This window comes from Acidihalobacter yilgarnensis (genome assembly GCF_001753245.1).
Classification (GTDB): domain Bacteria; phylum Pseudomonadota; class Gammaproteobacteria; order DSM-5130; family Acidihalobacteraceae; genus Acidihalobacter; species Acidihalobacter yilgarnensis.
Genome location: NZ_CP017415.1, coordinates 1,094,391 through 1,119,910, shown reverse-complemented (window position 1 = coordinate 1,119,910; position 25,520 = coordinate 1,094,391). Strand labels below are relative to the sequence as shown.

At 57.6% G+C, this 25,520-nt stretch carries 23 protein-coding genes; 15 read left to right on the top strand and 8 right to left on the bottom strand.

What is annotated here, in order from left to right; genetic code table 11:
• Positions 1-141 precede the first annotated feature (141 nt).
• The 5 genes from BI364_RS18255 to BI364_RS05235 form a co-directional block, all read right to left on the bottom strand.
• Positions 142-297, bottom strand: a complete 156-nt coding sequence (locus BI364_RS18255) for a hypothetical protein (protein WP_197495889.1) — start codon at positions 295-297, stop codon at positions 142-144.
• Positions 298-386: 89 nt separating this feature from the next.
• Positions 387-1,712 (bottom strand): MFS transporter, encoded by a 1,326-nt coding sequence (locus BI364_RS05250; protein ID WP_070077846.1) that lies wholly within the window; start codon positions 1,710-1,712, stop codon positions 387-389.
• Positions 1,713-2,117: 405 nt separating this feature from the next.
• Positions 2,118-2,708, bottom strand: coding sequence for an ANTAR domain-containing response regulator (locus tag BI364_RS05245; protein WP_070077845.1), 591 nt, complete (start codon positions 2,706-2,708; stop codon positions 2,118-2,120).
• 141 nt (positions 2,709-2,849) lie between these two features.
• The gene (locus tag BI364_RS05240; protein WP_070077844.1) at positions 2,850-5,957 is read right to left on the bottom strand and encodes an EAL domain-containing protein; all 3,108 of its coding nucleotides are present in this window, start codon (positions 5,955-5,957) and stop codon (positions 2,850-2,852) included.
• A 114-nt stretch (positions 5,958-6,071) separates the two neighbouring features.
• Entirely contained in the window at positions 6,072-7,421 is a 1,350-nt protein-coding gene (locus BI364_RS05235) for a glycosyltransferase (protein WP_070077843.1), read from the bottom strand.
• Positions 7,422-7,844: 423 nt separating this feature from the next.
• On the opposite strand from BI364_RS05235, the gene BI364_RS05230 reads away from it, so the two are divergent.
• From BI364_RS05230 to BI364_RS05215, 4 genes are all read left to right on the top strand, one after another.
• Complete coding sequence (locus BI364_RS05230; RefSeq protein WP_070077842.1) at positions 7,845-8,414, top strand: DUF4337 domain-containing protein; 570 nt, start codon at positions 7,845-7,847, stop codon at positions 8,412-8,414.
• A gap of 4 nt (positions 8,415-8,418) precedes the next feature.
• Positions 8,419-9,036 carry a phosphatase PAP2 family protein gene (locus BI364_RS05225; protein WP_156782631.1) on the top strand — a complete coding sequence of 206 codons (618 nt, stop codon included), beginning with the start codon at positions 8,419-8,421 and terminating at the stop codon, positions 9,034-9,036.
• Positions 9,037-9,134: 98 nt separating this feature from the next.
• Complete coding sequence (dmeF, locus tag BI364_RS05220; RefSeq protein ID WP_070079915.1) at positions 9,135-10,172, top strand: CDF family Co(II)/Ni(II) efflux transporter DmeF; 1,038 nt, start codon at positions 9,135-9,137, stop codon at positions 10,170-10,172.
• 205 nt (positions 10,173-10,377) lie between these two features.
• Positions 10,378-10,767 (top strand): BufA1 family periplasmic bufferin-type metallophore, encoded by a 390-nt coding sequence (locus BI364_RS05215; RefSeq protein WP_070077840.1) that lies wholly within the window; start codon positions 10,378-10,380, stop codon positions 10,765-10,767.
• 30 nt (positions 10,768-10,797) lie between these two features.
• On the opposite strand, the gene BI364_RS05210 is transcribed toward BI364_RS05215, so the two are convergent.
• On the bottom strand, positions 10,798-11,277 hold the full coding sequence (locus BI364_RS05210) for a glutathione peroxidase (protein WP_070077839.1): 480 nt from the start codon (positions 11,275-11,277) through the stop codon (positions 10,798-10,800).
• 128 nt (positions 11,278-11,405) lie between these two features.
• Between BI364_RS05210 and BI364_RS05205 the strand changes: the two genes are divergently transcribed.
• The 8 genes from BI364_RS05205 (at position 11,406) to BI364_RS05175 (ending at position 19,643) form a co-directional block, all read left to right on the top strand.
• The gene (locus BI364_RS05205) at positions 11,406-12,272 is read left to right on the top strand and encodes a polysaccharide deacetylase family protein (RefSeq protein ID WP_070077838.1); all 867 of its coding nucleotides are present in this window, start codon (positions 11,406-11,408) and stop codon (positions 12,270-12,272) included.
• A 73-nt stretch (positions 12,273-12,345) separates the two neighbouring features.
• Complete coding sequence (locus BI364_RS05200; protein ID WP_070077837.1) at positions 12,346-13,125, top strand: ABC transporter ATP-binding protein; 780 nt, start codon at positions 12,346-12,348, stop codon at positions 13,123-13,125.
• On the top strand, positions 13,122-13,445 hold the full coding sequence (locus BI364_RS18250) for a hypothetical protein (RefSeq protein WP_197495888.1): 324 nt from the start codon (positions 13,122-13,124) through the stop codon (positions 13,443-13,445). The genes BI364_RS05200 and BI364_RS18250 overlap by 4 nt, the downstream gene beginning before the upstream one ends.
• Complete coding sequence (locus BI364_RS18245) at positions 13,439-13,924, top strand: ABC transporter permease (RefSeq protein ID WP_197495887.1); 486 nt, start codon at positions 13,439-13,441, stop codon at positions 13,922-13,924. The genes BI364_RS18250 and BI364_RS18245 overlap by 7 nt, the downstream gene beginning before the upstream one ends.
• A gap of 567 nt (positions 13,925-14,491) precedes the next feature.
• On the top strand, positions 14,492-15,367 hold the full coding sequence (locus tag BI364_RS05190) for a ThiF family adenylyltransferase (protein WP_070077836.1): 876 nt from the start codon (positions 14,492-14,494) through the stop codon (positions 15,365-15,367).
• Between the two features lie 109 nt (positions 15,368-15,476).
• The gene (locus BI364_RS05185; protein WP_070079914.1) at positions 15,477-17,171 is read left to right on the top strand and encodes a bifunctional sulfate adenylyltransferase/adenylylsulfate kinase; all 1,695 of its coding nucleotides are present in this window, start codon (positions 15,477-15,479) and stop codon (positions 17,169-17,171) included.
• Positions 17,172-17,302: 131 nt separating this feature from the next.
• On the top strand, positions 17,303-18,067 hold the full coding sequence (locus BI364_RS05180; protein ID WP_070077835.1) for a PEP-CTERM/exosortase system-associated acyltransferase: 765 nt from the start codon (positions 17,303-17,305) through the stop codon (positions 18,065-18,067).
• Positions 18,068-18,164: 97 nt separating this feature from the next.
• Entirely contained in the window at positions 18,165-19,643 is a 1,479-nt protein-coding gene (locus BI364_RS05175) for a lipopolysaccharide biosynthesis protein (protein ID WP_083251176.1), read from the top strand.
• A gap of 237 nt (positions 19,644-19,880) precedes the next feature.
• Here BI364_RS05175 and BI364_RS05170 read toward each other — a convergent pair whose 3' ends face one another.
• Entirely contained in the window at positions 19,881-20,099 is a 219-nt protein-coding gene (locus BI364_RS05170; RefSeq protein ID WP_070077833.1) for a hypothetical protein, read from the bottom strand.
• Positions 20,100-20,617: 518 nt separating this feature from the next.
• Between BI364_RS05170 and BI364_RS05165 the strand changes: the two genes are divergently transcribed.
• From BI364_RS05165 to BI364_RS05160, 3 genes are all read left to right on the top strand, one after another.
• Complete coding sequence (locus BI364_RS05165) at positions 20,618-20,977, top strand: ArsR/SmtB family transcription factor (RefSeq protein WP_407639334.1); 360 nt, start codon at positions 20,618-20,620, stop codon at positions 20,975-20,977.
• A gap of 329 nt (positions 20,978-21,306) precedes the next feature.
• The gene (locus BI364_RS18240) at positions 21,307-22,992 is read left to right on the top strand and encodes a S53 family peptidase (RefSeq protein ID WP_197495886.1); all 1,686 of its coding nucleotides are present in this window, start codon (positions 21,307-21,309) and stop codon (positions 22,990-22,992) included.
• On the top strand, positions 22,989-24,299 hold the full coding sequence (locus BI364_RS05160) for an alkaline phosphatase family protein (RefSeq protein WP_197495885.1): 1,311 nt from the start codon (positions 22,989-22,991) through the stop codon (positions 24,297-24,299). Before BI364_RS18240 ends, BI364_RS05160 begins: the two co-directional genes overlap by 4 nt.
• A gap of 27 nt (positions 24,300-24,326) precedes the next feature.
• Here the strand turns inward: BI364_RS05160 and sat are convergent, their stop codons facing one another.
• Positions 24,327-25,508: a sulfate adenylyltransferase gene (gene sat / locus BI364_RS05155; protein ID WP_070077831.1), complete on the bottom strand. Its 1,182-nt coding sequence runs from the start codon at positions 25,506-25,508 to the stop codon at positions 24,327-24,329.
• Positions 25,509-25,520: the final 12 nt, after the last annotated feature.

The following is a 25,520-nucleotide window of genomic DNA, read 5'->3' as shown; positions in this document are numbered from 1 at the left end:
CTAAATGGATAAAGCACATTACGTGCCATCCCTGAACACCCGCCGCCAGACACGGGTACCCGCCCAAATCTCAACCTAGAGCGCACCACTTTGGTGCAAAAAACCCGGGGCCGGCACCATTCCGGCGCCCGGGCACTCCGCTCAATGCTTGCCTGGGAAACCGCCCAGACCATTGAAGGCCATGTAAAGCGAATAGACACTGACCGCAATGGCGATGAACATCTCAAAGAAGATGAAGGCCACGCCATATTTGTACCAAGGCTCGTGCGGGGTGCTTTGCTGCTCGTTGGTCTGCATATTGGCAATCTCCAGTTTTCGATCGGTAGCGTTTCCAGTCTCGCCGCGATACCGAGCTATCTGCTGATGGCTCGGTATCGCGGGATATATCAGGCTTTCTCGCCCACCGGGCGATTCGTCCGGTCGATCCAGTTCTCCCCGATGCCGTGATCCTCGGGATGATGCTCATAACGCGCCGCCCAGAAGTAGAACAGAGTGAAGGGGATGAACATGAACAAGGCGATATAGAGATACCCCATGTGAATGTTCCCGGAGTGCGCGAACACCAGCGGATAGACAATACCGCCAGCCGTGGAAACCCCGCCGATGAAGCCAGCCGCGATCCCCGGACGATCCGGGAACAACAACGGCACGAGCGCGAAGGTACCGCCGGTACCAAAACTCACGAAGATACCGAAGGCCACCAACACCAGTACCGATAGCGGTAGTGAATTCGCCAGCCCGGCCAGGGTCAGCGCCACCATGGACGCCGTAATCAGCAACAGCGAGATGGCTAGCCAGTGCAGACGCGGAGCGTAGGGCAGCGTCCGAGCGATCATCGGCAGCGGTGTCCAGCCGCGACGCTGGAACAGGTCCGACATAAAGCCCGAGAAGGGCCGGAATAGCGACGCGGTGAAGGATTGCACCGCGGCAAAGGTACCTGCCGCAATCTGTACGCCGGCGATACTGGTAAAGCCCAGCGCAAGGATCGCCTCATGGAAGCCGCGAGTGAAATAACCGGGCAACCAGGCATTCATCGCGATTTCCAAACCGAAGGACATGGCGTAGGCCAGCATCAGTGCAATGGCAATATAGCGGCTCCAAACGAAAATCGTGCCGCGCAGATCGGCTGATTCACGTGCAGTAGCGCGCACCTTTTCATGCTTGGCCGCTTCGCCGCGCAGCAGGTACCAAGCCGCGATCACGAGGGCAATGACGCCCAGCCACAAGAATGCCGACTGGTAGTCCAGGCCAAACATACGCGGCAAGAGCAGCGCGCCGACGCCGGCACCGACATTGCCGGTGCCGGCGTACAGACCCTCGGCAGTACCGATTTCACTCGGCTCGAACCACTGCGCCACGTGCTGAATACCGACCACGAACGACACGCCGGCGATCGCCACGATCACCCGTTCGATGAACAAGATGTCGTAATCGGTGGTGTAGGCCGAGGCAATGGACACTAGGCCGCAAACGGCCAGGATCACCGCGAAGGTGCGCGGCGCGCCGAAGCGATCCGCTGCCCATCCGGCGATGATACGGCCGATCGGTGCCATCCAGATGGCCGAGCTCGCCAGCAGGCCGAGTGCCGCCAAGCTGAGATTGTAGTGATTCGCGATACTCGGGCTAAAGGCGGCCGTCGAGAACCACATCAGAAAACACCAAAAAAAACCTACGGTTGCGATGACAAGCTGTTCTACCTTATGCGTTTTCATGATTCCTCCAGAGCGTTCAAGTCGGTGTGGTGCCGACGCCCGATTCAAGTCGGCCGCCACGTCTGTGCAACCTGCTGACCGGGCGAGTACTGCCTTCAACCCGCCGCATCACAGCCTCCAACGGTTATCTCGGCGCAAAAAAAACGGCGGCCCCGACGATTGCTGCTTCGTCTGGGTGACGCCGTTGTCTTTGATTAAGAGTCTGCATTGACTCTTGGAAGCTACCGGCCCGTCGTTGGCCCGATCATGCTCAGTAGCTTGATAAGCAAAACCCGTACCAGTGGCAGAAAGAGGTTCGCAAGCTTGACGGGATCAGGGGGAACGATGTTTTTTCTGGGCGGCACGACTGGATTTTCGGCTCCATATTGGTGCTCCAGCCAGGATCGTCGCCCCGATGTGGTGCGCTCAGCCGAGCAATTCAGCCGCTGCCAGCAGCATCCGGGCCACATCCCCTAGCTTCTGATTACGGTCCATCGCCAACTTGCGTAGCGCAGCGTATGCGTCCTCTTCCGAAAGCCCTTTCTGGCGCATGAGCACACCCTTGGCCTTGTCGATATCGCGGCGATCCGCCAGTTTGTTACGGGTCAGCTCAAGCTCGTTGCGCAACGCCTGGAACTCACGGAAACGCGCGATCGCAACTTCCATAATGGGCTTCAAGCGATTCGGGCTGAGCCCATCGACGATGTAGGCACTGACGCCTGCCCGCACTGCTTCTTCGATCGTTGCGCCGTCGCTTTGGGCGGCGAACATCACCACGGGACGCGGAATTTCACGGTTGATCAAGCGCATGGATTCGAGGGTGTCGCGATCCGGGATGTCCATGTCCACGAACACGATGTCCGGCTGCAATTCCTGCACCCGTTTGAAGACGTCGTCGCCATCGCCCAGCCGGGCAACGACCTCGCAGCCCTGGTCTTTGAGCGCCTGTTCCAGGATGGCCGCACGACCTGCCGACTTATCGAACAGCATCACGCGCAAGCGACCACGTTGATTCATGCCTGAGCCCCCCCAAGGGAAAAACTGACCACGATAAACGTGTGTGCCGAGCGCGACTCAGGGGGCCATCGGCGCATCGTCACGCCGGCATTAAGGCAATGCTTGCAATGTTCGGACCAAAAAAACCGGCCCAACAAAGAATCAAGCCGTGTGATTCAAATCCATTTGGGCAATCACATCGTCCAGCGCATGGATGAAGCGCTCCCAACTGGCTTCCAAATGCGCTTCCAATGGCTCATGTCGGGCCAGCCGGTTCAGCGCTGTGGCGTGCAGGCGTTCGTGCGCCGACTCAAGCTCGCCGAGGGAGATACCGTGAAGCGGCCCCGCAGCATCCAACCAAGCGGTCAAAGGACAGTGCTTGCTATCCCAGCTGTCCAATACCCGGGAAAAATGTCCGTAACCATCCACTCCTTCGCTGTCCGCCTGCGTGCCCAATAGGCGCTTGAGTCCTGCATGCCGTGGCAAGGCCTGCAGTAGCGGCAGATGCGACATGCTTGGTCGCCAGCGCGGAATTTCGAGGAATCGGGGTTCGCTACCAAACGAGGCAACCCAATCCAGCCAAGCCTGCTCGGCCATCGGCTTGGCGAACAAATATCCCTGTGCGAGCCTGCCGCCGAGGCGACGCCAGAGGCAAGCAGTACGTTCGATCTCAACGCCTTCAGCCACGACTTGCGCGCCCCTGAGCTCGGCCAACTCCAGCGCCGCGTATCCAACCGCGAAGGCCTCGGTATCGGCTTCCATGTCCTGCACGAACTGTAGGTCCAGCTTAATTTCATCGAGCGGTAGATGTCGCACGTATTGCAGCGAGGCATAACCACTACCGAAATCGTCGAGCGCGACCCGTAATCCACGGGCACGAACGTCGGCAAGTACGCGGGCACTTTCATCCAGATCGGCCAGAGCTGCGGTTTCGGTCAGTTCCAACGTCAGTACACGTGCGGCCTCGGGGTAACGTGCCAGCACCTCGTCCAGATCGTCCAGAAAGGCCACATGCAATAAATGGCGCGCGCAGACGTTCACCGACAGACGCAGGCCCCGTTCGTCTGCATGCCAACGAGACACCGCTCGCGCAGCCTCGGCCAGCGCGTGGCGCCCCAGCGCCCTGGCTAGACGCGTGTCGCTTTCGATCATGGGCATGAACACGGCCGGGCTCCACAACCCCTTCTCGGGATCGATCCAACGCGCCAGCGCCTCGGCCCCGATCACACGCCCCGTCTCCATATCCACCTGCGGCTGGTAGTGGAACACGATATGTCCACTCGCAATTGCCTCCGGCAAGTGATGATGAACGTGGTAACGCTGACGTGAAGCCACCTCCAATCCATGATCGAATAAATGCCAGCGGTGCCGACCAGCCCCTTTCGCCGCATACAGGGCTTCGTCGGCATGACGCAACAAATCGGCCGCGTCACCGTCATCCAATGGATAAAGTGTCAGTCCGAGACTTGCATCCGATGACAGCTCATACTCCCCCTCCGACAACAGGACCGGTCGGCGCACGGTCGACAGGATACGTTCGGCTATGGCCTCAATCTCCGACACGCCGGTCACGCCCTCCAAAAAAATGCCGAATTCGTCGCCACCCAGCCGGGCAACCATGTCGCCCTGACGTAAGGCCTTGGGTAGTTGACCGGCCAGATGCTTGAGCAGCTCGTCGCCGGCGACGTGCCCCAGGACATCGTTGATGCCCTTGAAATCGTCAAGGTCCAGGATGCCGATTGCGATCAGGCGCTCGCTTCGCTGCACGCGTACCAGCGATCGCTCCAGATTGTCCATAAAGTAGGTCCGATTCGGCAGACCGGTCAGCGGGTCATGCTGACTCAAACGCGTAATTTCGGCCACTCGCGCATACTGGCTAAGCCCCAGTTCGATGTCTCGCGCGAGTTGCTCGAGTAAATCCACGATATCCTGACTGAAGAAACCCTTACGCGTCGAATAGGCGGCCAGCACGCCGCGAGTACCGTTACCACTGCCGAATGGCACTGCTACGGAGCTGCGCAAACCATATCGTCTGGCGCGCGAGGCCCACATGCTGAACTGAGGGTCGTCGCACAAATCCGCCACCACCACCGTACTGCCCGAGCGCAGCGCGCGTCCGGTTGGACCCAAGCCCTCCGGCTTATCCGCTTCCGGCGCGAACGACAATCCATCCACATAGGCATGGGCGGGGCCGGCCGAGGCGATCACATTCACTCGGTCGCCTTGCTGCAAGCCGACCCAGGCAACCGGCAGTTCGGTTCGATCGACGAGCAAGGTACACACGCTCTGATAAAGCACCCCCGGCTGAGGCAGCATCATCAGGCTTTGATTGATGTCCTTGAGCGCACCATAGTACTGCCGTAAACGCCCTTCAGAACGCGCCAACCGGATAGAACGTAGCGCAGCGAAGGCCAAGATGGCGGTTAACAGCAGCAACAGTCCGGCACTCACACCGGCCCCGCCTCGCCGCAGCCAGACATGCCAAACCTGGCGTTCGCTCAGCGAGGAAACCACGATCATGGGCCAATCGGATAGGCGAACCCAGGCATGTTGCACACCGTCCTGGGCATAATGTCCAGAGCCCGCGCGATCCGCCGTTCGCAGCACCCCCTCAAACCCCGGCAATGCGTTGTCGAGCCAGGCCAAACGGGCCCCTCCATCTCCCTCATCCGGTTTGATCCAGGCCAGTGCGGTCGTCGCATTGAGTGGATTGATCGTGAGGCGGCGCGCCTGCAGTATTGAAACTGGCGGCCAGTGCAGCCGACCGAGAATGTCGATCAAAGGCACCCCATCAGCGTCGCGCAGTCGCAAACACGCCATAATCGACGGCTGCCCACGCAAGCGACGCGTGCTCGGGCTGAGCACCAAGCGATTGTGACGGCTGCCCGCACACAGGCGCTGCGCACGCAAAACCAATGCCGAGGCCGCATTTGGCGCCTCAACCGGCTCACCGCCAAGCAGGCGCTCCGGACTCGGTGCAAAGATATACATCGGCAGCGGCGCGTCGGCATGCTCTGAGTGGTAAAGGTTCAGTGTGCGGGTCAGCGCGTCGAGATCGTCGTTGGCCTCCAAGCTGAAACCCAGCGCTCGAAACTCGGCGGTCCAGCGCATCAAGGCGTCACTGAGCAGCTCGGCCTGTAACTGAGTCCTACGATCGAGATCGTGACGAATGTGGCGGCGGGCAGCCTGCCAGGAACTGGCGCCGTAGCCCACCACAGCGGCAATCAATAGCAACAGCAGACCAACCTGCGGAAGGACTTTTTGGCGCACTAAAGTAATTCTTATCGGGCAAACCCCAAGTGCATCATTAATACGCCGGCCGAGTCAACTACCAGCCCTTGTAGCGACATACGTCCATTGGATGCATGCCGCTACAAGACCGGCCTACCGGGTCATCCAGGACTTGGCGCGCAAGGTCATGGCCGCATAAGGCAGAATCCACCACAAGGCCAGTGCGCTGTAGTAGCTGTAGACCACGCCAAACAGAACGTTCCATGAACGCTCGCTACGCAGGTAGTACACCGCATACAACATGCTGAACATCGTACTGCCAAGGAACAACGACCCTAGCGCGGCGGGCTCGTCCATCACCATCAATCCGGCCAGCCCGGTACCCAGATAACGCAGAGGGAAACGCACGTCGGTGACTACGCGATCGAACAGTGTGATCAGCCGGGCGACGGGCGGCCGGCGCCACACGATGCCCGCGAGGCGAATCTCCTCGCGGATGAAGCTACGATCCCAGCGCAGGAACATTTTGCACAATCTGCGGTAGGTGGTCGGCACCACGGTATGCACCACGGCCGTGCTCTGGTAAAGCGTGTCGTAACCGCGCGCGAGCAGGTAATTGGTCATCGCACGATCCTCGCCATAGGTGCATACGCTGCCCCAGAAGGTTTGTCCCATCCATTCGTCGAGAACCTCATGGACAGCCGACGCACGGTAAGCCGCCAAGGCACCCGGACAGCAATAGACGGTCCGGTAACCCGATTGCGCCGCGCGCAGATAATCGAAGGACAGGATATAGGCCACTTGCAACATCCTCGGAATTGCCCCCGCATCGCGATTGTGCACCACCACCTTGCCTGCCACGGCGCCAACGCGTGCGTCGGTAAACGGCGCCACCAGGGCCAGTAACGTCCCCACATCGATCACGCTATCCGAATCGATGGTTACGATCACCTCGCCGCATGCGCGGCGGAAACCCTCAAGTAGCGCAGCCCGCTTGCCGCAATTTTCCGTAAAGCGAATCGGTACGACCAGGCCGGGATAACGTGCTGCGGCGCGCTCGATGTAAAACCAGGTATCGTCACGACTGCCGTCGTCGACGACCAGAATTTCCAGGCGCTCATGCGGATACGCCGCGGAGGCCACCGAATCGATGGATTGCTCCACCATCGCACCTTCGTTATAGGCGGGAATGATTACGGTCAATCGTGGCGCGGTCGCAAGCATGGCAGACGCGACGGGCCGGTAACGGAACCAGAGTCCAGTCTTAAGCAACAACAGCGCCAGCTCCAGGCTGGCCCAGATCAACAGCAAATAGACCAGTGGTTGCAACCACTGGTGATGGCCGATACTGCGCATGACCGGATGCGCCAGCGTGTAGCCGATACTGCACAACAACGCGAGGACGAGACCGCCGAGGAGAAATTCACGCAAACGCTGCAGCAAGGCCGGAGCGTGCGCGGGGAAAAGGGGACCGGGCAATTCAGGTGATGGCGTCAGTGACATGGCGAACCTCTGCACAACTGGGCGGGGAAACAGCGGATATCCGCGGGACGAGCAAACTTGGCCATCGCCCTAGATGAACAGGGAGATCGGCGAGCAAATCCAGGGGAATCAGATCGCCATGAACGGCGACTTCAGTACAGCCGGAATGGACCATTCACCACGCGAGCCTCCCGCTCAGTGAAGGGATATAAAAGAGGGGATCGGAACCTTGCGCCTGGCGGGCGGGCCGCTTGGTGCGGCAGCGCATGAAGACGTGCCTGGGAATGGGGCATGCAGATCATAGTCCCGCCATCCCAGGAGTTGCAATAGCCGCGAAAAACGTATGCCATCGCATCGACGAAGGTCTCGCCGTCATCAACACAGCCGCATAATATAGGCCGCCGCTTTCTCCTCCACCGCATCGCGCCAGGAGCGCAATATCCCATGCCCAACGACGGCTTTCATGTCCACGGTCCGCACGAACACGAACTCGAACATCGTGCACAACACGAGGGGCCAGGCCTATCACAGTACGTGGCCATTTTCACAGCGGTGCTTGCCACCTTGGGCGCCGTAGTCAGCTACCACGTCAGCGCCACGCAAAACGAGGCGATGATGCTCAAGAATGAGGCGGTGCTCGAATCCACCAAGGCCTCGGATCAATGGAATTACTACCAGGCCAAAAGCACCAAGGGTCATCTGATGGAACTCGCTGCCGATATCGTCGGCGGCGGCAAACAGGTCCATTACCGCGAACAGGTCGCCAAATACGAAAAGCAGAAAATCGAGATCAAGACCCAGGCCGAAACCCTCGATGCCAAATCGCATCAGGCCGACAAGCAAAGCCAGGCGCTAATGCGCCCACTACACCGCTCGGAGCAGTCGATCAGCCTGATCCAGATCGCCATCTCGCTGGCCTCGATTACGGCCCTCACACGCAAGCGCTGGCTGTTCTACGTTGCCGGCGCGGCGGCGCTGGGCGGTCTCGGTCTCGCCGGCCTGGCGATACTCTGAAACCATGACGCTCAAATACGCGCTTTACGATTGGGGCGGTGCGAACATCTGGCTGTTCCACGCCATCAATAACATCCATGGCGAATGGGTCGACCGTATCATGCTGACCGGGTCCAGCCTCGGCGCGCACCAGCGCTTTCCGATCTATCTGGCCTTGGCCTCGCTGATCGCGGTAATTGGCGCAAGCCGGTACAGCCTCAGCCGTCAGGCACTGGAGCAAGCGCGAGGCTGGCTACTGGTGATTGCCGTATTCGCACTGGCCTATACGGTTGAAATCGGACTCATCGGCTGGCTCAAGGCTCTTGCGGACTATCCTCGGCCGATTGCCGTGTTCCCGCCCGAGGCGATACAGGTAATCGGACACGCCGCACGCGATCACAGCCTGCCGAGTGGGCATGCCGCATTCGCGGCGACGCTGATCGCCAGTCTTTGGCCCCAGCTAAACCGTCCCCTACGCACTTTCGGAGTCCTATTCATCGTCTGGGTCGGACTATCACGCATCAATCTTGGGCAACACTTCCCCGCCGATGTCCTTGCCGGCATCTTCGTCGGATTAGGCGTAACGATCACCCTGCGGTATGGCCTCAAGATTTTGATCGGTAATGCCGCCGAAACTCGCTAAAGCTGATTGACGCACATCGCGGCAACCGGATAATCGGCGCCAACACCCCCTTTGCCATCCTCACATTGACCGTGTGGCAGATCGCCACGGAGACCGCCATGCACACTCACGCCGAAACGCTGCAACAGCTAGGGCACAGCCACAGTTTCGGTCTGACCGGCTCGCAAGCCTCCGAACGCCGAACCTATATCGTCATCGCAATCACGCTGATCACGATGGCGGTCGAACTGGTGACCGGCTACTTCACTCACTCAATGGCGCTCACCGCGGACGGCTGGCATATGGGTTCGCACGCCGCTGCCCTGGGTATCGCTGCCTTCGCCTATGGCTTTTCGCGCCGGCATGCGCATGACCCGCGCTTCAGCTTCGGCACGGGCAAGGTTAATTCGCTAGCCGGCTTCACCAGCGCGGTCAGCCTTGCCATCGTCGCTTTGCTGATGGCCTTGGAGTCCATCGATAGATTACTCAACCCGGTCAACGTGATCCTCAATGAGGCCATTTGGGTTGCAGTACTTGGCTTTGTGGTCAACTTGGCCAGCGCGCTAGTACTCGACGATCACCACGATCACCACGATCACCACGGGCACGGGCACGGGCACGGGCACGGGCATGAGCATGAGCATGCTGAAGTGATGCACCACGAACACGATGCGCATGCCCACTCACAATCCGAGCGCCATCATGATCACAATTTGCGCGCGGCTTATCTGCACGTAGCCGCCGACGCGATCACCTCGTTGCTGGCGATCGTCGCCCTGCTGTCTGCCAAGTACTTTGGCTGGATATGGATGGACCCGCTGATGGGTATCGTAGGCTCGATCCTGATAGCGCGCTGGTCCATCGGGTTGCTACGCGACTCCGGTGCCGTGCTACTGGATGCAGAGGACACCCGCCCACTGCAAGCGCGCGTGCGCACGCTCATCGAGGCAGATGCCGACAACCGGGTAACCGATCTGCATGTCTGGCGAGTAGGCCCCAAGGCGCAGGCCTGCATCCTCTCGGTGGTAACCCATACGCCCCGGCCTGCCGACCACTACAAGGGGCTGCTCTCCGGAGTTCCCGGACTTGGACACCTCACGGTCGAGGTACTGCCCTGTCCCGGCGCGGCCTGCACCGATGCCATCCCGATCGCCTGAACGCGAGACAAAAAAAGCCCCACACATCCCTGTGCGGGGCTTATAAGGAGGAAAGTATCGAATTTCCACCACCACGTGGCCAGTCACGCGACAGCATGTGGATTATGCCCGCTCTAGATGACAACACAATTTCAGGTTGTGGAACTGCGTGCTCAGTAAACGGTCTACCTTGGCACTCCTAGCGGTAATCATGAGGAATCACTCGATGAAACATATGCATCAGGCCGTTCGCCTCGCCCTCGGTAGCCTCGTGGCCGCCGCGCCACTACTCTCACCGATCGTCGCCCACGCCGACGCGCCGAAGATGGTCAAATGCTTTGGCGTCAACGCCGCTCACAAGAATGCATGCAAGACCGCCACTGGCTCCTGCGCCGGCACCGACCCCAAATCCCGCGACCCCAATGCCTTTATCCTGGTACCTCAGGGCGTCTGCGGGATGATCGCTGGCGGCACCACGCACACGACGCCGGTTGCCCTCAAGCGTGAACAAGCCTTCCACAAAAAACTCATGGCCATGGCACCCGCCGAGCGTAAGGCCACCATGGAAATGCTCAGCAAGAAAATCCATGCCTTGATGGCACCACATCAAGGTTAGGTAGCCCCGCGCCACCGACCGACACCCTCTCTAGCCGAGCAAGCGCCTGATGCCGCGTTCCAGCCGTCGGGGCGCGGTCTGTGGCGCATGCCGGCTATAGACGCGTCCCTCTCGATCAACCAGAAATTTGGTGAAATTCCAACGGATGCGTTCCACGCCCCACCAACCGGGCGCCGCCGCCGTCAGCAAGCGATATAGCGCATGGGCGCTCTCCCCGTTCACCTCGATCTTGGCGAACATTGGAAAAGTCACCGCATAGCGGGCCGCACAAAAATCAGCAATTTCCGCCTCACCGCCAGGCTCCTGATGCCCGAATTGATCACAGGGGAAGCCCAGTATGCTCAGACCGGCATCGACATAGCGTCGATGAAGCGTCTCCAGGGCGGCGTATTGAGGTGTGAACAGGCAGCGACTGGCGACGTTGACAATCAGCAACACCCTCCCGCGATAACGCGACAAGGTACAAGTTCGTCCATCAATCGTAGTTAGGGGTATTTCATACAGACCCATCAATCCCTCCCAGCATTCTCTTCGAGGTTAACCGGAACGCAACGTCGAGCGCAGTCTTTACACCAACCCCTCGACAGGCGCGACACGCATAGGCAACATCCAAGCTCAATCCACGTCGACACGGTGATATGGCCCGACCGATCACGCCCTTGCCCGCCACCTTTTTGCCACAACGCATGGTTGCTGCACACCAGATTACGTTATGTGTCCAAACCCTGAATGGGTTGGCCGTGTGGCTGGGTGTGATCGATTGGCGCGAAGGACTCTCCATCCTGAGCCTCAATCTGCTAATCATGTTCGCCCTTGTGCTCTGTCCACGCTGCCGCCTGCTGGGTCCAAATTTCGCGCGGCTACCGAATGAGGATGCCGCGCAGGGCGCCGTCGCCCTGACCTTTGACGACGGCCCGGACCCAACCGTCACGCCGCTGATTTTGGATATTCTTGAGCGCTACGATGCCCACGCAAGCTTCTTCTGCGTCGGCCAAAAGGCCGCGCGTCATCCCGAGCTGATCCGTGAGATCCTACGGCGCGGACACAGCGTGGAAAATCACAGCGACCGCCACGCTCCCGCGTTTGCAGCCTTCGGTGCTGGCGCGCTACTTGGGGATATCCTGGCCGCACAACGCGTACTGAGCGAGACCGGCGGCCAGATACCGCGATATTTCCGCGCCCCTATGGGGTTTCGCAGCCCGCTCCTCGCCGGAGTGTTGCGCCGGCTCGATCTGACACACGTCGCCTGGACCCGACGCGGTTACGATCGCATCTTGCGCGATCCACACCGGGTATATCAGCGCCTGATCCAAGGGCTCACGCCCGGCGATATCCTGTTGCTTCACGACACCCGTAGCGGTAAAGACACGCCGCCTCTTGCACTCGAAGTACTGCCACTGCTGCTTGATCACCTGGCCACGCAAGGGCTGCGGGCGATTGCACTACCGCCGAATATGGGGATACCTCACGCCACTGCGAATCGAGAGCCCAGTCTGCACAGCTGACGAGGCGCCGTATCTTGCACATGGACTGTGACCCCCTGCATACAAACATCGCAGCACGCACGAGATTCCCCTCTTGATCACAAGCACCCAGCCCCTTAGTGACCCAGCGCCCGCATTAATCGTGCATGCGTTACGCAAACAGTACGGCACTACCGTAGCCGTGGACGGCGTCGGGTTAGAGGTCAAGCACAACGAAATCGTCGGCCTCCTAGGCCCCAATGGCGCGGGCAAGACGACCATCATCAATATGATCCTTGGCATCCTCGAACCGACGGCCGGTGCAATCTTGATTGAGGGAGCCAATCTCGCCACCGAGCGTCAGCAAGCGTTATCGCGCACCAATTTCGCCGCGATCTACGCGCCGCTACCCGGCAACATGACGGTTTATCAGAATCTCAAAATATTCGGCATGCTCTATGGCGTGGACAATCTGGGCGCCAGAATCGAATCGCTGATCGCCGAATTCGATCTCGAGCGCTACCGCGGCCAAAAATGTGGCGTACTTTCCTCCGGCGAACAGACTCGGGTTGCTTTGGCCAAGGCCATGCTCAACGAGCCGCAACTGCTGCTGCTCGACGAACCTACCGCCTCGCTGGACCCCGCCAGCGCGCACGACATCCGTGCGCGCCTGCGTGCCTTTGCGGATCGCCGACATTGTGGTGTGTTGTGGACCTCGCACAATATGTATGAGGTGGCCGAAGTTTGCGACCGGGTCCTGTTTCTTGCCCGCGGACGCATCCTATTGGAGGGCGACCCACGCGCCTTACCGCGAGCGCATGGACGTGAAACCCTTGAAGATCTGTTCATACACATCGCGCGCGAGCCGCTCGCCTTCGGATCGACGACTTCATGAATCTACAGCGTATCGCCGCCATCGCGTTGCGTCAGTTCTACATCATGCGCGGCAGCCCTGCACGCATACTGCCTATTTTCATCTGGGTCGGCGTCGATATGGTGCTGTGGGGGTTCTTTACGCGCTACCTCAATCAGATCTCAGGCAGCGGTCTTGACTTCGTGCCCCGCCTACTGGGCGCAGTCCTGCTCTGGGACTTTTTCACACGCGTGATGCTCGGCATGACTGCAGCCTTCTTCGAGGACATCTGGGCGCGTAATTTCCTTAATCTGTTCGCCACACCACTGAGCATCCCGAATATGTCAGCGGATTGGTGCTGACCAGCATTGTGACCAGCGCCCTGGGTCTCGCATTGATGATGGTCATGGCGAGCACGATCTTTGGACTCTCATTTCTGGCCTATGGCCTGCTGTTGATCCCATTCTTGGCCATTCTGTTCCTGTTCGGCATCGCGCTGGGCATCTTCTGTAGCGCGCTGGTACTGCGTCTAGGCCCCGCCTCCGAATGGCTGATCTGGCCCATCCCAGCTGTGATTTCACCCTTCGCCGGGGTTTTTTATCCCTTGAGCACGCTACCGACCTGGATGCAGGCTATTGGCCGTCTGCTACCACCTGCATACGTCTTCGACGGCATCCGCGCCCTGGCCGCCGGCGCCCATTTCCCACTAATCACGTTGATGTGGAGTTTCGCGCTTGCTGCGTTGTATATCGTAGCGGCCACCGCCTACTTCCTGTATGTCTATCGTCACGCCGTGCGTAGCGGCCTACTCGCCCGCTACCACGCGGAGAGCGCCAACTGAACGGCCCGACATCCAATCCAAATGCCCACAACGACAGAGACAGCCTTGCCGCACTCGCAACGGATACAAATCCTTACGCCCGCGACAAGTCGGCCACCCGCTACCGATAACCTCCCGGTACGACTCCATCATCGCAACAACTGACCCATACTCAACCGACTGAATAGTGTCGAGATTTTTTACGGCTGGACCACTCATCTCGTCCAATGATCGCACTGCTGTCCTCAAAATAAGCAGGGATCGTCGGAAATATTTACAAATCCAGGATCGAGACAACACACCCGTATCGATGATAGAGACGCATCCCTTTAAATACCGCCAATATAACAACAACTTATAAAAACACCACCCACATCATCAACAGTAGGCTCGATATTTGCATAAATAATTTAGTATGGCCGACCTATCGAGTCCGATGGACAAAATGATCAATATCACCCCTATTGCGCGGTGAATTCTGGTCGTTAAGCATCATTCGAATCGACTTCAACGCCAAAGGCGTCTTTGTAGGCGCCTTTTCTTCCGTTGTCCGCTAGGATTTGTTTTTCAGCTCGCGGGGCCATCCAATTGGACAACCATAGTTACGACGAAGCTTTTTCTCGTACGATCGGGTGGATCACCCAATCGGAACGCAACATACTCAAGGACAAAAAAATCGCCGTCGCCGGTTTGGGCGGCGTCGGCGGCTCACACGTCCTCACGCTTGCGAGACTCGGCATACAGCGATTCAGTCTGGCCGACATGGACACCTTCGCACAAGTCAATATGAATCGTCAGGCCGGCGCCTTCCACTCCACGCTGGGACAAGCGAAGCTCGACGTCATCTCTCGGCTCGCACAGGATATCAATCCGAATACTCAGATCACCCCACATCCCGAAGGCGTGTCCCTCGACAATCTCGATGATTTCCTGAATGACGTCGACCTCTATGTCGATGGCCTGGATTTTTTCGAAGTCGGCATACGTCGCGCCGTATTCGCCGCTTGCCAAGAACGCGGTATTCCAGCGATCACTGCAGCACCGCTCGGCATGGGAGCTGGTCTCCTGGTTTTTTCGCCGAAAAGCATGTCGTTCGAGGACTATTTCCAACTCGAAGGACAACCCTACGAAGAGCAGCTCCTGAGATTCCTAATAGGCCTCGCCCCCAGAATCCTTCATCAGGGCTATCTGGCAGACCCCAACGCGGTGAATTTCAAGGAACAACGCGGCCCTTCTACTCCAATGGCCTGTGAGCTCTGCGCCGGAATCGCCTCGACAGCCGCCTTGAAGTTGTTACTCAAACGCGGCCCGGTTTCAGTTGCACCACACGGTTTACAGTTTGACGCTTACCGGCAACGCCTCGTACATACCTGGCGTCCCGGCGGCAATCGAAATCCGATACAACGCCTGGTTTTGGTTATCGCCAGGCGGAAACTGAAACGCATGGCGCGTTCCGAAACCTGAATACGGACATGTCCTTTAAACGAAGACAGGCACGCAACTTAATCGCGCCATCACGTCAAACAAGGCCGTCTAGTAAATGTCTCCAGCCAGCCAAAGGAGTTCGGCAATGATTCAATTGATCACCCCATATGGCGGCACGCTTAAAAACCTATACCAAACCTCACCGGAACCCATGGTAGCGCTACGCCATTCGTGGGTACTGAGCGCACGCCAGCTATGTGATACGGAATTATTGCTCAATGGGGCTTTTTCACCCCTAAGTGGCTTTATGAATGAGGATGATTACAATCGCGTACTCCATGAAATGAGGCTAATGGACCACACACTCTGGCCCATGCCACTGACACTGGATGTCACGTCAGAATTTGCAGCGTCGATCGAAATTGGCGAGTCGATTGAGTTGCGGAATGCCGAAGGTCTATTGATTGCCCACATGAAGGTTTCCACGCGCTGGGTCGCAGACAAAAAAATCGAGGCCGACTGCGTATATGGCACGCAGGACCAGGCACACCCAGGCGTAGACCATCTTTATCACCGTACCAATGAAACCTACATAGGCGGAACCTTAAGCGGTGTCACGCCGCCGCCTCACTACGATTTCCGTCAATCACGCTACACACCCGAACAACTTCGCAATGAATTCATACGTAGAGGCTGGCAACGCGTAGTCGCTTTCCAGACGCGCAATCCTATGCACAGGGCGCATGTTGAATTGACTTTCAGAGCAGCCCAGCAAGCTGAAGCCAATCTTCTGCTTCATCCCGTTGTGGGTATGACCAAACCCGGCGATGTCGATCATTACACTCGCGTACGGTGCTACGAACATGCATTGCATCGCTTCCCAGAGCAAACCACGATGCTATCGTTGTTACCGCTTGCTATGCGCATGGCGGGCCCGCGTGAGGCGCTTTGGCATGCCATCATCCGACGCAATTATGGATGCAGCCATTTTATCGTGGGCCGCGATCACGCCAGCCCGGGGTGCGATAGCCTGGGTAATGAAATTTATGGCACCTACGATGCACAGGACCTCATGTACAAACATCAGGAGGAACTCGGCATACACATGATTCCGTTCCAAGCCATGGTGTACGTCGAGGAGCGCTCGGAATATGCGCCCAGTGATGAAATCCTCCCTGATGAAACTGTACGCTCAATATCCGGCACTGAATTGAGACGCCGACTTCGCGAGGGTTTGGATATTCCAGACTGGTTCACGTATCCAGAGATCGTCACCGAACTCAGACGGACATATCCACCTCGATATGCTCAAGGCTTTACCGTGTTTTTTACCGGACTATCAGGATCTGGCAAATCCACATTAGCGAATGCCTTACTCGTCAAATTGATGGAAGTTGGCGGCCGGCCGGTTTCTCTGCTCGATGGTGATATTGTCAGAACCCACCTCTCGAGTGAACTCGGTTTCTCCAAGGAACATCGTGATCTCAATGTCAGCAGGATCGGCTTCGTAGCAAGCGAGATCACCAAAAATCGTGGGATAGCGATTTGCGCACCCATCGCGCCATACACCGCCACCAGGCGTGAAGTCAGGCAAATGATTGAAGCCGTTGGCGGTTTTGTAGAGATCCATGTGGCAACGCCATTAAGTATCTGCGAAGCACGTGATCGCAAGGGTCTTTATGCCAAGGCGCGCGCTGGCTTAATAAAGGATTTTACAGGGATAGACGATCCCTATGAGGAACCGGAGTCACCCGATCTGAAACTGGATACTACCGATGCCTCACCGGAGGCAATTGTGCAACTCATCCTGCTAAAACTTGAGGCGCTCGGGTATATGCCGTAACCGCATGCATGCCATGCCGGGCGAATTACCGCGCTTGAGTGTATGCTCAACAATACGGGGACAATTAACACAAACCGACAAAAAGGCTTGCAACAGGGCCAGTCGTGCATCGGGCCAGAAGGGGGAACATCATGCCGCTTGAGTTCCTGAAATATTTCGCCATCCACATGGCACGCACACCGGGCGAAGTTGAACGGATCCAGCATTTACGCTGGTTAGTTTACTGTCGTGAATTCCAATATGAACGCGAAGAGGATTGTCCAGGAGAACGTGAATGCGATGTATTCGACCCACGTGCCACGCACCTGTATGCCGAACACATTCCCAGCGGGACAATCGCGGGCTGCGTGCGCGTCGTCTGCGCTGATTCTCTCGGCCCTGGGGAATTTCTTCCACTGGAACTTGCCTACGACAGTCACGTCAAGAAACCCGATCTTGGCAAAATTCCACGCGAGACCTTGTTCGAGATCTCACGATTGGCGGTCTCGCCCCAATTCAGGCGACGGGCAGGAGAACGCTTATCTCCGCTAGGCCTGGAAACGACTAAGCCGCCAACTTCAGAGATCGAACTCAGGACATTCCCGCTAGTCTCGCTTGCCCTTTATCTGTCGGTAATCGCTCTGGGCGAGATTTACGCGCTGGATGAAGCACATGCCTGCGCCATGATGCAACCTAGACTGGCTCGCATGCTGACACGTTTCGGTATCGTATTCCGGCAAGAAGCGCCCTTGATCGACTACCATGGCTCTCGCGCGGCTTACAGCATTACATTGCAAGACGCAGTCCGTGGAATGACAGGCGATATGAAATCGTTATATACCAAACTGTGCGACAATCTTGCCGCGCAGTTATCGCTGGATATAGAACGCACGAACTCCGTCTGCACCCGTACGTGAGGGCAAGCATCACTATAAGAAAAATCGATGGCGATAGGCGCGATCAAAACCCTTTTCAATCTCCCGACACCTCGACCAGCACAGAAAAAACAAACCCGTGACCAATCGAATACTCAGCAGCATTGCGAATGGTGCCCTCTGGACCGCGCTCGCCAGATTATCAGCAAGGTCCATTGGACTGGTCAGCACCTTGGTACTTGCAAGACTCCTCACACCGCATGATTTCGGCCTGGTGGCCTTGGGTATGGTATTCATCGGATTTCTTCAACTACTGGGGTCATTCGACTTCGATACAGTCATCATCCAGCACCCGGCGCCAACTCAAGCCCATTACGATACCGCGTGGACCTTCAACGCTTTGTATTTTACTGTTGCAGCCGTCGCATTGATCATCGCAGCCCCTGCTATTTCAAGATTTTATGAGACACCCGCGCTTACCGATATCCTTTATGTACTTGCCGGTGGCTTCGTACTCACCGGTCTAAACAGCATCAAAACCGTCGATTTTCAGAAGCACTTCAGATTTAAGTACGACTTCGCCCTAACTCTATCTGGAAAAATTGTAGGCGTGGTGGTTACGATAACTTCTGCTTTTCTGTTCAAAAACTATTGGGCGCTTCTGGCAGGCTTCATCGCAACACGACTTACACTATTCTTCATGGGTTATTACCTTGCGCCTTACCGTCCCCACATTACCTTAAGCGAACGACGATCGCTGTTCAGATTTTCCTCATGGCTGATGTTGAAAAATCTATTTTACTTCATCAACAATAAGAGCACCGAACTCATCATTGGCAAGATGCTAGGAACATTGCCGTTAGGCATATTCACAGTGGGTTCAGACATTGCCAACATGCCTTCCCAGGAACTCACATCAACAATCAACAGAGCGGCATACCCTGGGTACGCCAAACTGGCAACTCAACACGACGCACTCAAAAAAACCATTCTTTACATCTATAACGTCATTGCCACCGTCGCCATACCCGTCAGCATCGGTCTCTATTTCGTTGCAAAACCACTCGTACAAGTCGTATTGGGTGAAAAATGGCTACCTGCGATCCCCATTGTCGAGATCATCTCCATTTCGGGTCTCTTCATATCGTTGCAATCCAATTTTGGCTATGTTTTTTTTGCGCTAAATAAACCCAATATAGACGCCATAATTTCAGGATTAAGGGCCCTCATACTAATTCCACTGGTGTATTTTTTATCTCGACACTACGGCGTTTCAGGCGCCGCACTGGCCCTACTGATTACTTCAATCGCTACACTTCCGCTGAGTGCATTACTGTTGCGCCACTACATCGGCCTGAGTATGGTCAAAATCGCACTTTCCGCCCTCAGACCCGTGATTTCTGCCCTCGCCATGTCAGTGGCATTACTGACACTCCCCTTCCATAGAGAGGGGATCTCACCCATGCCCGATGCGTTCTTCGCGCTGATTTCCATGGTTGCTGTTGGCGCCTTCACCTATATATCGACCCTTTCAGTGACTTGGTTCCTGGCCGGCAGACCTGATGGTATAGAAAAGGCGGCATTAGATAGATTATCCAGATGGCGAACAAAGGTTTGATCCCGTAGATTCGCGCGCTGCTGCACCCGCATACGCGTCCGCCTTATCGCCTGGCTGTGACATAACCTAGGCAACGACGCCCAATGTATCGCGCCTTTGGGTAAACGCACGTGTAAGACGCCGATTCAGCCTCATCCTCGCGCGTATCCCTTATATGAGTCGCACGCTCACGCGCTATCGCCACAATGAACGTGCGACTCTTCAATGGGGTATTGACCCATCGTCACTGCGAGGAATTCAGCTCAGATCATCTTCCACATGCTGGATCCTGAGTTCTTCCTCCTTGCGAGCATTGCGATAGAACCAGAACAGAACCACCAAAAAGCAGCTCCAAGGAACCAGCATATAGGTCCCCATCCACCACCAGGCGGGTAAGCCGATCGTATGCGGAATAATGAAGTGCAGGCTGGGAATATGCAGGTGCGGTAGGGCATGATTGTGCGCGGGGACGCTCATTTTTACATCTCTCCTCTGGATCGATTCATTCAAAACCGTTTTTTTTGAACACCCATCAGCATGGCAACATTCAACAAGTCACCAAGACCCACACAACATATAATTATTCTTTTATAACAGATGGTTATGACTTTGGTGGCGCTTAGAGCATGCCTGCCCCACCAATATTTGAGGACAGCCTAGGCGGCATCACTGCTACCACCGCCACGCCCCCTCCCAAACGACGTACCCACTTCCCAGTCGTAACCCATCCATTGAGGTGGTCTATACGGGTATCCGACGTCTATTCACGCATACTTAAGATGGTTTATATTTGACTCAGATCAATAAACTACAAAACATTGCCCATCGCGTTGTGATTAGATTTACTTATTTTTATTTGCGCACGGCACTGCCGCGTCGGTACGGCGATGTGTTATTTTTGCTCACAAGAACTCTTAATCCACACATTAAGTCTGGACACCGGGTCATCGCCCCAAGCGAACTTTCCGGGCCAGCGGTACCCTGGGAAGGATGCGATGTCTCAATTCAGTTCAACCGCAACACACGATATGTACTGGCACGAACAAGCACTCGCAGATCGCCCAGAGGATCTGGAACTCGCCGCCAGAGTACTCAAGTCAATGGCGCATCCGATGCGCCTCAAACTGCTGTGCGCGCTGGGCGACGAGGAATACAGCGTCAAAGAGTTGCTCGATCTCGTCGGAACCACACAGACCAATATCTCGCAACACCTTGGCATCCTACTAGGCGGAGGGCTCGTCTCACGCCGTCGTCGAGGCAACCGGCACTTCTACCGTGTCGGTCATAACCGTACGCTGGAACTCATCCACCACGTACGCGAAATTTTCTGTCCGGAGATTCGTCGTCGTCATTGAATCGGGGGCAAAGCTTGGCCATCGTCAGAAAGCCAGCGCCTACTGACAGGAAAACCTGCGGCCAACGACATCCCCTTCGAGCTGAAGGCAGACCGATTTAGCACAAGCCCCAATACCCCCCCGATTTGACGCCTTGTGGCGACACATTGCCATCCAACTCAGAGTGGCTAGGATGCGTGATGTGTCGGCCATCGCCGCTCCCCTTCACGCGGACCTCAGCGGCTTGAATGGACACAACCCGCACATCTCAGTTTCACGGAGTCGACGCCAAACAATCACCCACACCGTCCATCGGCGAGATGCCGCTGGGCTCAATCGGGAGGTAACTGATGGCCATCCGTTCCTACATCGAATTGCCCGGCAGTCACAAGACCGTACCTGCGGCGACACGCCTCGCGCATGTGTCGCCCGGTGAATTCATCGAGATCAGCCTCTATCTCAAACCCCAACCTCACGAAGCCGTTAGCCATGGCAGAGAAACTCGCGAAGGCCTCGATAAACGACGCGCGGAAGCCTATCAAACAGAGATACGCCGCATTGTCGATTTCACACGCGAAGCAGGGCTAAGCGTCATCACTGTCGAACCCGGTAGGCGCCTGATTCGCATCTCTGGCACGACACAAGGCATCGAGGCAGCCTTCCGTACCCGGCTTGAGCACTATCACGACGGCACGCACTCATTCCGGGCGCGTAGCGGCCCCTTGTGGGTACCTGAAGAGGTCGCCGCCGTCACCGAAGCTGTGCTCGGGCTCGACACAAGGCCGATCGCGGAGCCTCGGCATATCGTCCCCTTGCACGACGCTGCATCAATGCCGGGTCATCTCCCGAACGCAATCGGTGCCTTATACGATGTCCCCACCGACGTTACCGGCATGGGCCAATGCATCGGCTTGGTCGAGCTGGGCGGCGGATATCTCGATTCGGATACACAAGTCGCATTCCGAGCCATGGGGCTCCCACCGCCGAATGTCGTATCGATCTCCGTCGATCATGGTGTGAATCAGCCCAATCCCAACCAAGGAGCCGACGGCGAAGTCGCGCTTGATATCCAAGTCGCGGGCGGTATTGCCCCAGGTGCTCGCATCGCCGTCTATTTCACGCCCAATACGGATGCAGGCTTCGTGAATGCCATCAGTGCTGCAGCCCATGACCGAACGAATTCACCCAGCGTGATTTCCATCAGCTGGGGAAGCGCCGAGGTCAACTGGAGTCCTCAGGCGCTGCAGGCGATGAACAGCGTGCTCAAGGATGCCGCGACGCTGGGCGTCTCGGTCTTCGCTGCCGCCGGTGACAATCTCGCCACGGACGGCATCAACGACGGGAGGGCACATGTCGATTTCCCAGCCTCCAGCCCTTGGGTCGTTGGCTGTGGCGGTACCGCGATCACCCTCAAGCACGGCGTCATCACCGACGAAGTCGTATGGAACAATGGCCGACGTGGCACCGGGGGTGGTATCAGTGAAGTGTTTGGCGTACCCACATTCCAAAAAAATCTGTCCATGCCCGCCAATCTCAACAGCGGCCGCAGTGGACGTGGCGTACCGGATGTCGCTGCCGACGCGGCGCCCTCGACCGGCTATCTCATCGTAGTCCAAGGCAACATGACCACCGTGGGTGGCACCAGCGCGGTAGCGCCTTTCTGGGCCGGTCTGACTGCATTGATCAATCAACAGGCGAAAAACTCATTGGGATTTTTTCTGCCCCGCCTCTATGAACAACCGAATCTACTTCGCCCCGTCACCTCTGGAAACAACATCCCCTCAGGTACCGATATCGGCTACAACGCCACGACAGGGTGGAATGCCTGCGCCGGTCTGGGCGTACCACGCGGACGGACGCTGGCTCAATCACTAGCGGGCCACCAAACAGCAGCAACGACAACTCACGACCGACTCGATGCCATCGACCACGTCGTCGTACTCATGTTGGAAAATCGGTCCTTTGACCACATGCTCGGCTATCTCTATGCCGATAATAACAATATCTCCCCGCCGGCCATGACTTCGAGGGATTGACCGGACACGAAGACAATTCGGATGGCGAAGGGCGTGCGGTTCCCGCCTTTCCAATCGAGCGCTCACACGAGCATGTCTATTTCATGCCTGGGGCCGACCCCGGCGAAGGCTTCGCTGCTACCAACTCACAGCTCTTCGGCCACCGACAGGCGCCGACACCCCCTATCGCCACGAACCGAGGCTTTGTCACGGATTACGCATACACCTTGGGATGGGAGGCTCGCGAACATCGTTCGATCTTGCCGGGCACGCAGGCCGACAACATCATGGGCATGTTCACCTCAGCGACGTTACCCGTGCTCTCCGGGCTCGCGCGAGGCTATGCGGTCTGCGATCATTGGTACAGCTCGGCCCCCACCGAAACCCTGCCCAATCGTGCCTTCGCCTGTGCGGCCACTTCACAGGGACACATGAACGACGATACGAAATATTTCACCTGCCCCACCGTGTTCGGTCGACTCTCTGATGCAGGCATCGACTGGTCCGTATACGGCTACAATGCCGAACCCCTAACGCGCTATACCTTCGCCGACATCACCCATGCCGAAGATCGACATTTCGGCCAATTCTCCGACTTCAAGACCGCGGCCAAGACCGGCAAGCTGTCCGCCTTCAGCTTTCTGGAACCTAGTTGGGGTGCCACAGGCAACAGTCAGCACCCCAACTACGATGTCGCTCTAGGCGAACAATTGATACACGATGTCTACTACGCCCTGCGCAACAGTCCCGCCTGGCAACGAACACTCTTGATCATCACTTATGACGAGCATGGCGGATGCTATGACCACGTCGCGCCGCCGACGCACGCGGTAGCACCCGACGACAGCATCGGCGAGTACGGATTCGATTTCGGCCGCTTTGGCGTCCGCGTACCCACCGTGCTCGTCTCACCGTTGATCCCTCCCGGCACGGTGTTCCGCGTAGCTGAACATGAGATGCCGCTAGACCACACCTCGATCCTCAAAACCATCGAACGCCGCTGGCATCTCCCGCCACTGACCCGTCGCGACGCCGCCGCTCCCGATATCGGCGGCGTCCTCACCCTTGCCGAACCGCGCGACGACGACCCACTCGCCGGCATCAGCGTGCCCCCTCCCGCTGGGAAGCACCCCGCGGCCAATGTGCCCACACACCTCGAGCGAGTCTTCGCTGAGCTGGTCTCACAGCTCGATGTACCTGACGAGCATGGCGGCAGCCATCATGAAATGCCCATGCTGCGTACCGCCAAATCCTGCCAGAACTATATCAAGCGCCGCACAAGTGCCTGGAAGGCCTCAAGACGTCCGCCAAGGAGCGCTGTCGACTAGCGCGCGCCCATCCCCACAAACACACTCTCACCCCTCGAGGCAGCCGGCTTGTAGCATGAGCAGGTCGGCCACTTCGGGACGCGTGAATTCGGCGGGAGGACGGATGCCCTGGCGCAACATTTCACGCACGCGAGAACCCGACAACTGTACCCAGTTGGTTTCGGGATGCGGGCAGGTTTTGCGTGTAGCCATCTGTGAGCAACTCGGGCAGTAGGCTGCGTTCTCAAAAGGTAGCGGCGTGATACCCAAATCCGCCGAAGTCAAACCCTCGAAGATCCGCTGGGCATCGTAGGTGCCGTAGTAGCCGCCCACCCCGGCGTGGTCGCGCCCCACGATGAAGTGACTGCAACCGTAGTTCTGGCGCGCGATCGCATGCATCAGCGCCTCGCGCGGCCCGGCGTAGCGCATGGCTGCCGGGAACACCCCCAGCAGCGTGTGTTCAAGCGGATAGTAACGCTCCAGAATCACCTCGTAGCTGCGTATCCGCAGCTCGGCGGGAATGTCGTCAGACTTGGTCATACCCACCAGCGGGTGCACGAACAGGCCATCGACATGCTCCAGCGCTACCTTCTGCAAATACTCATGGGCGCGATGAATGGGGTTCCGGGTCTGGAAGGCCGCCACCCGGCGCCAGCCGCGACGGATAAACTCGGCCCGGCTTCGTAACGGCGTGTACCGATAGCGGTCAAAGCTGCCGTGTAGCGAGGGTTCGAGTAAACGCACCGGCCCGGCCAGATAGACGTCGCCCAATGCACGCAGGGCAGACACACCTGGATGCGCTGGCTCTTCCGTACCGTAAACCGCGCGTGCCTCCCGCGCCTTGTCCGCGGAGTAGCGAGCGGCAATTTGCAGGGTCCCCACGATATGGCCTGCCCAAACCAGGGCGATCTCCGCTGCCGCACCGATCCGCGCCAAATCCTGGGCATCCACGTCAAAGACCACCGGGATCGGCCACAACGTGCCATCGGCTAAGCGCATCGATTCCAGCACGCTGTGATAATCGCCCGCGTCCATGAATCCCTCCAAAGGCGAATAGATGCCAGTGGCGAGACACTCCAGATCGGCCAGCTGACGCGCAGTCAAGGTCAGGCACGGCAGTGTTTCGGCTTGATGCATAGCGTCCGCATGCGTCGTGGATGGTTCGACACGGTCGATCAGGCGGCCGCCATGTGGGGCGATGAGTGTAGAGGTGCTGGTATTGCTGCTCATGAGAGGGCTATC

Bases quoted from the DNA above. Each gene is read 5' to 3' on its own strand.
- sat (WP_070077831.1), bottom strand. From the start codon at position 25,508: ATGAGCAGCAATACCAGCACCTCTACACTCATCGCCCCACATGGCGGC.
- BI364_RS05210 (WP_070077839.1), bottom strand. From the start codon at position 11,277: ATGGGTCTGTATGAAATACCCCTAACTACGATTGATGGACGAACTTGT.
- BI364_RS05230 (WP_070077842.1), top strand. From the start codon at position 7,845: ATGCCCAACGACGGCTTTCATGTCCACGGTCCGCACGAACACGAACTC.
- BI364_RS18255 (WP_197495889.1), bottom strand. From the start codon at position 297: ATGCAGACCAACGAGCAGCAAAGCACCCCGCACGAGCCTTGGTACAAA.
- BI364_RS05245 (WP_070077845.1), bottom strand. From the start codon at position 2,708: ATGAATCAACGTGGTCGCTTGCGCGTGATGCTGTTCGATAAGTCGGCA.
- BI364_RS05250 (WP_070077846.1), bottom strand. From the start codon at position 1,712: ATGAAAACGCATAAGGTAGAACAGCTTGTCATCGCAACCGTAGGTTTT.
- BI364_RS05180 (WP_070077835.1), top strand. From the start codon at position 17,303: ATGCCGCTTGAGTTCCTGAAATATTTCGCCATCCACATGGCACGCACA.
- BI364_RS05235 (WP_070077843.1), bottom strand. From the start codon at position 7,421: ATGTCACTGACGCCATCACCTGAATTGCCCGGTCCCCTTTTCCCCGCG.
- BI364_RS05215 (WP_070077840.1), top strand. From the start codon at position 10,378: ATGAAACATATGCATCAGGCCGTTCGCCTCGCCCTCGGTAGCCTCGTG.
- BI364_RS05165 (WP_407639334.1), top strand. From the start codon at position 20,618: ATGTCTCAATTCAGTTCAACCGCAACACACGATATGTACTGGCACGAA.
- dmeF (WP_070079915.1), top strand. From the start codon at position 9,135: ATGCACACTCACGCCGAAACGCTGCAACAGCTAGGGCACAGCCACAGT.
- BI364_RS18250 (WP_197495888.1), top strand. From the start codon at position 13,122: ATGAATCTACAGCGTATCGCCGCCATCGCGTTGCGTCAGTTCTACATC.
- BI364_RS18240 (WP_197495886.1), top strand. From the start codon at position 21,307: ATGGCCATCCGTTCCTACATCGAATTGCCCGGCAGTCACAAGACCGTA.
- BI364_RS05170 (WP_070077833.1), bottom strand. From the start codon at position 20,099: ATGAGCGTCCCCGCGCACAATCATGCCCTACCGCACCTGCATATTCCC.
- BI364_RS05225 (WP_156782631.1), top strand. From the start codon at position 8,419: ATGACGCTCAAATACGCGCTTTACGATTGGGGCGGTGCGAACATCTGG.
- BI364_RS05205 (WP_070077838.1), top strand. From the start codon at position 11,406: ATGGCCCGACCGATCACGCCCTTGCCCGCCACCTTTTTGCCACAACGC.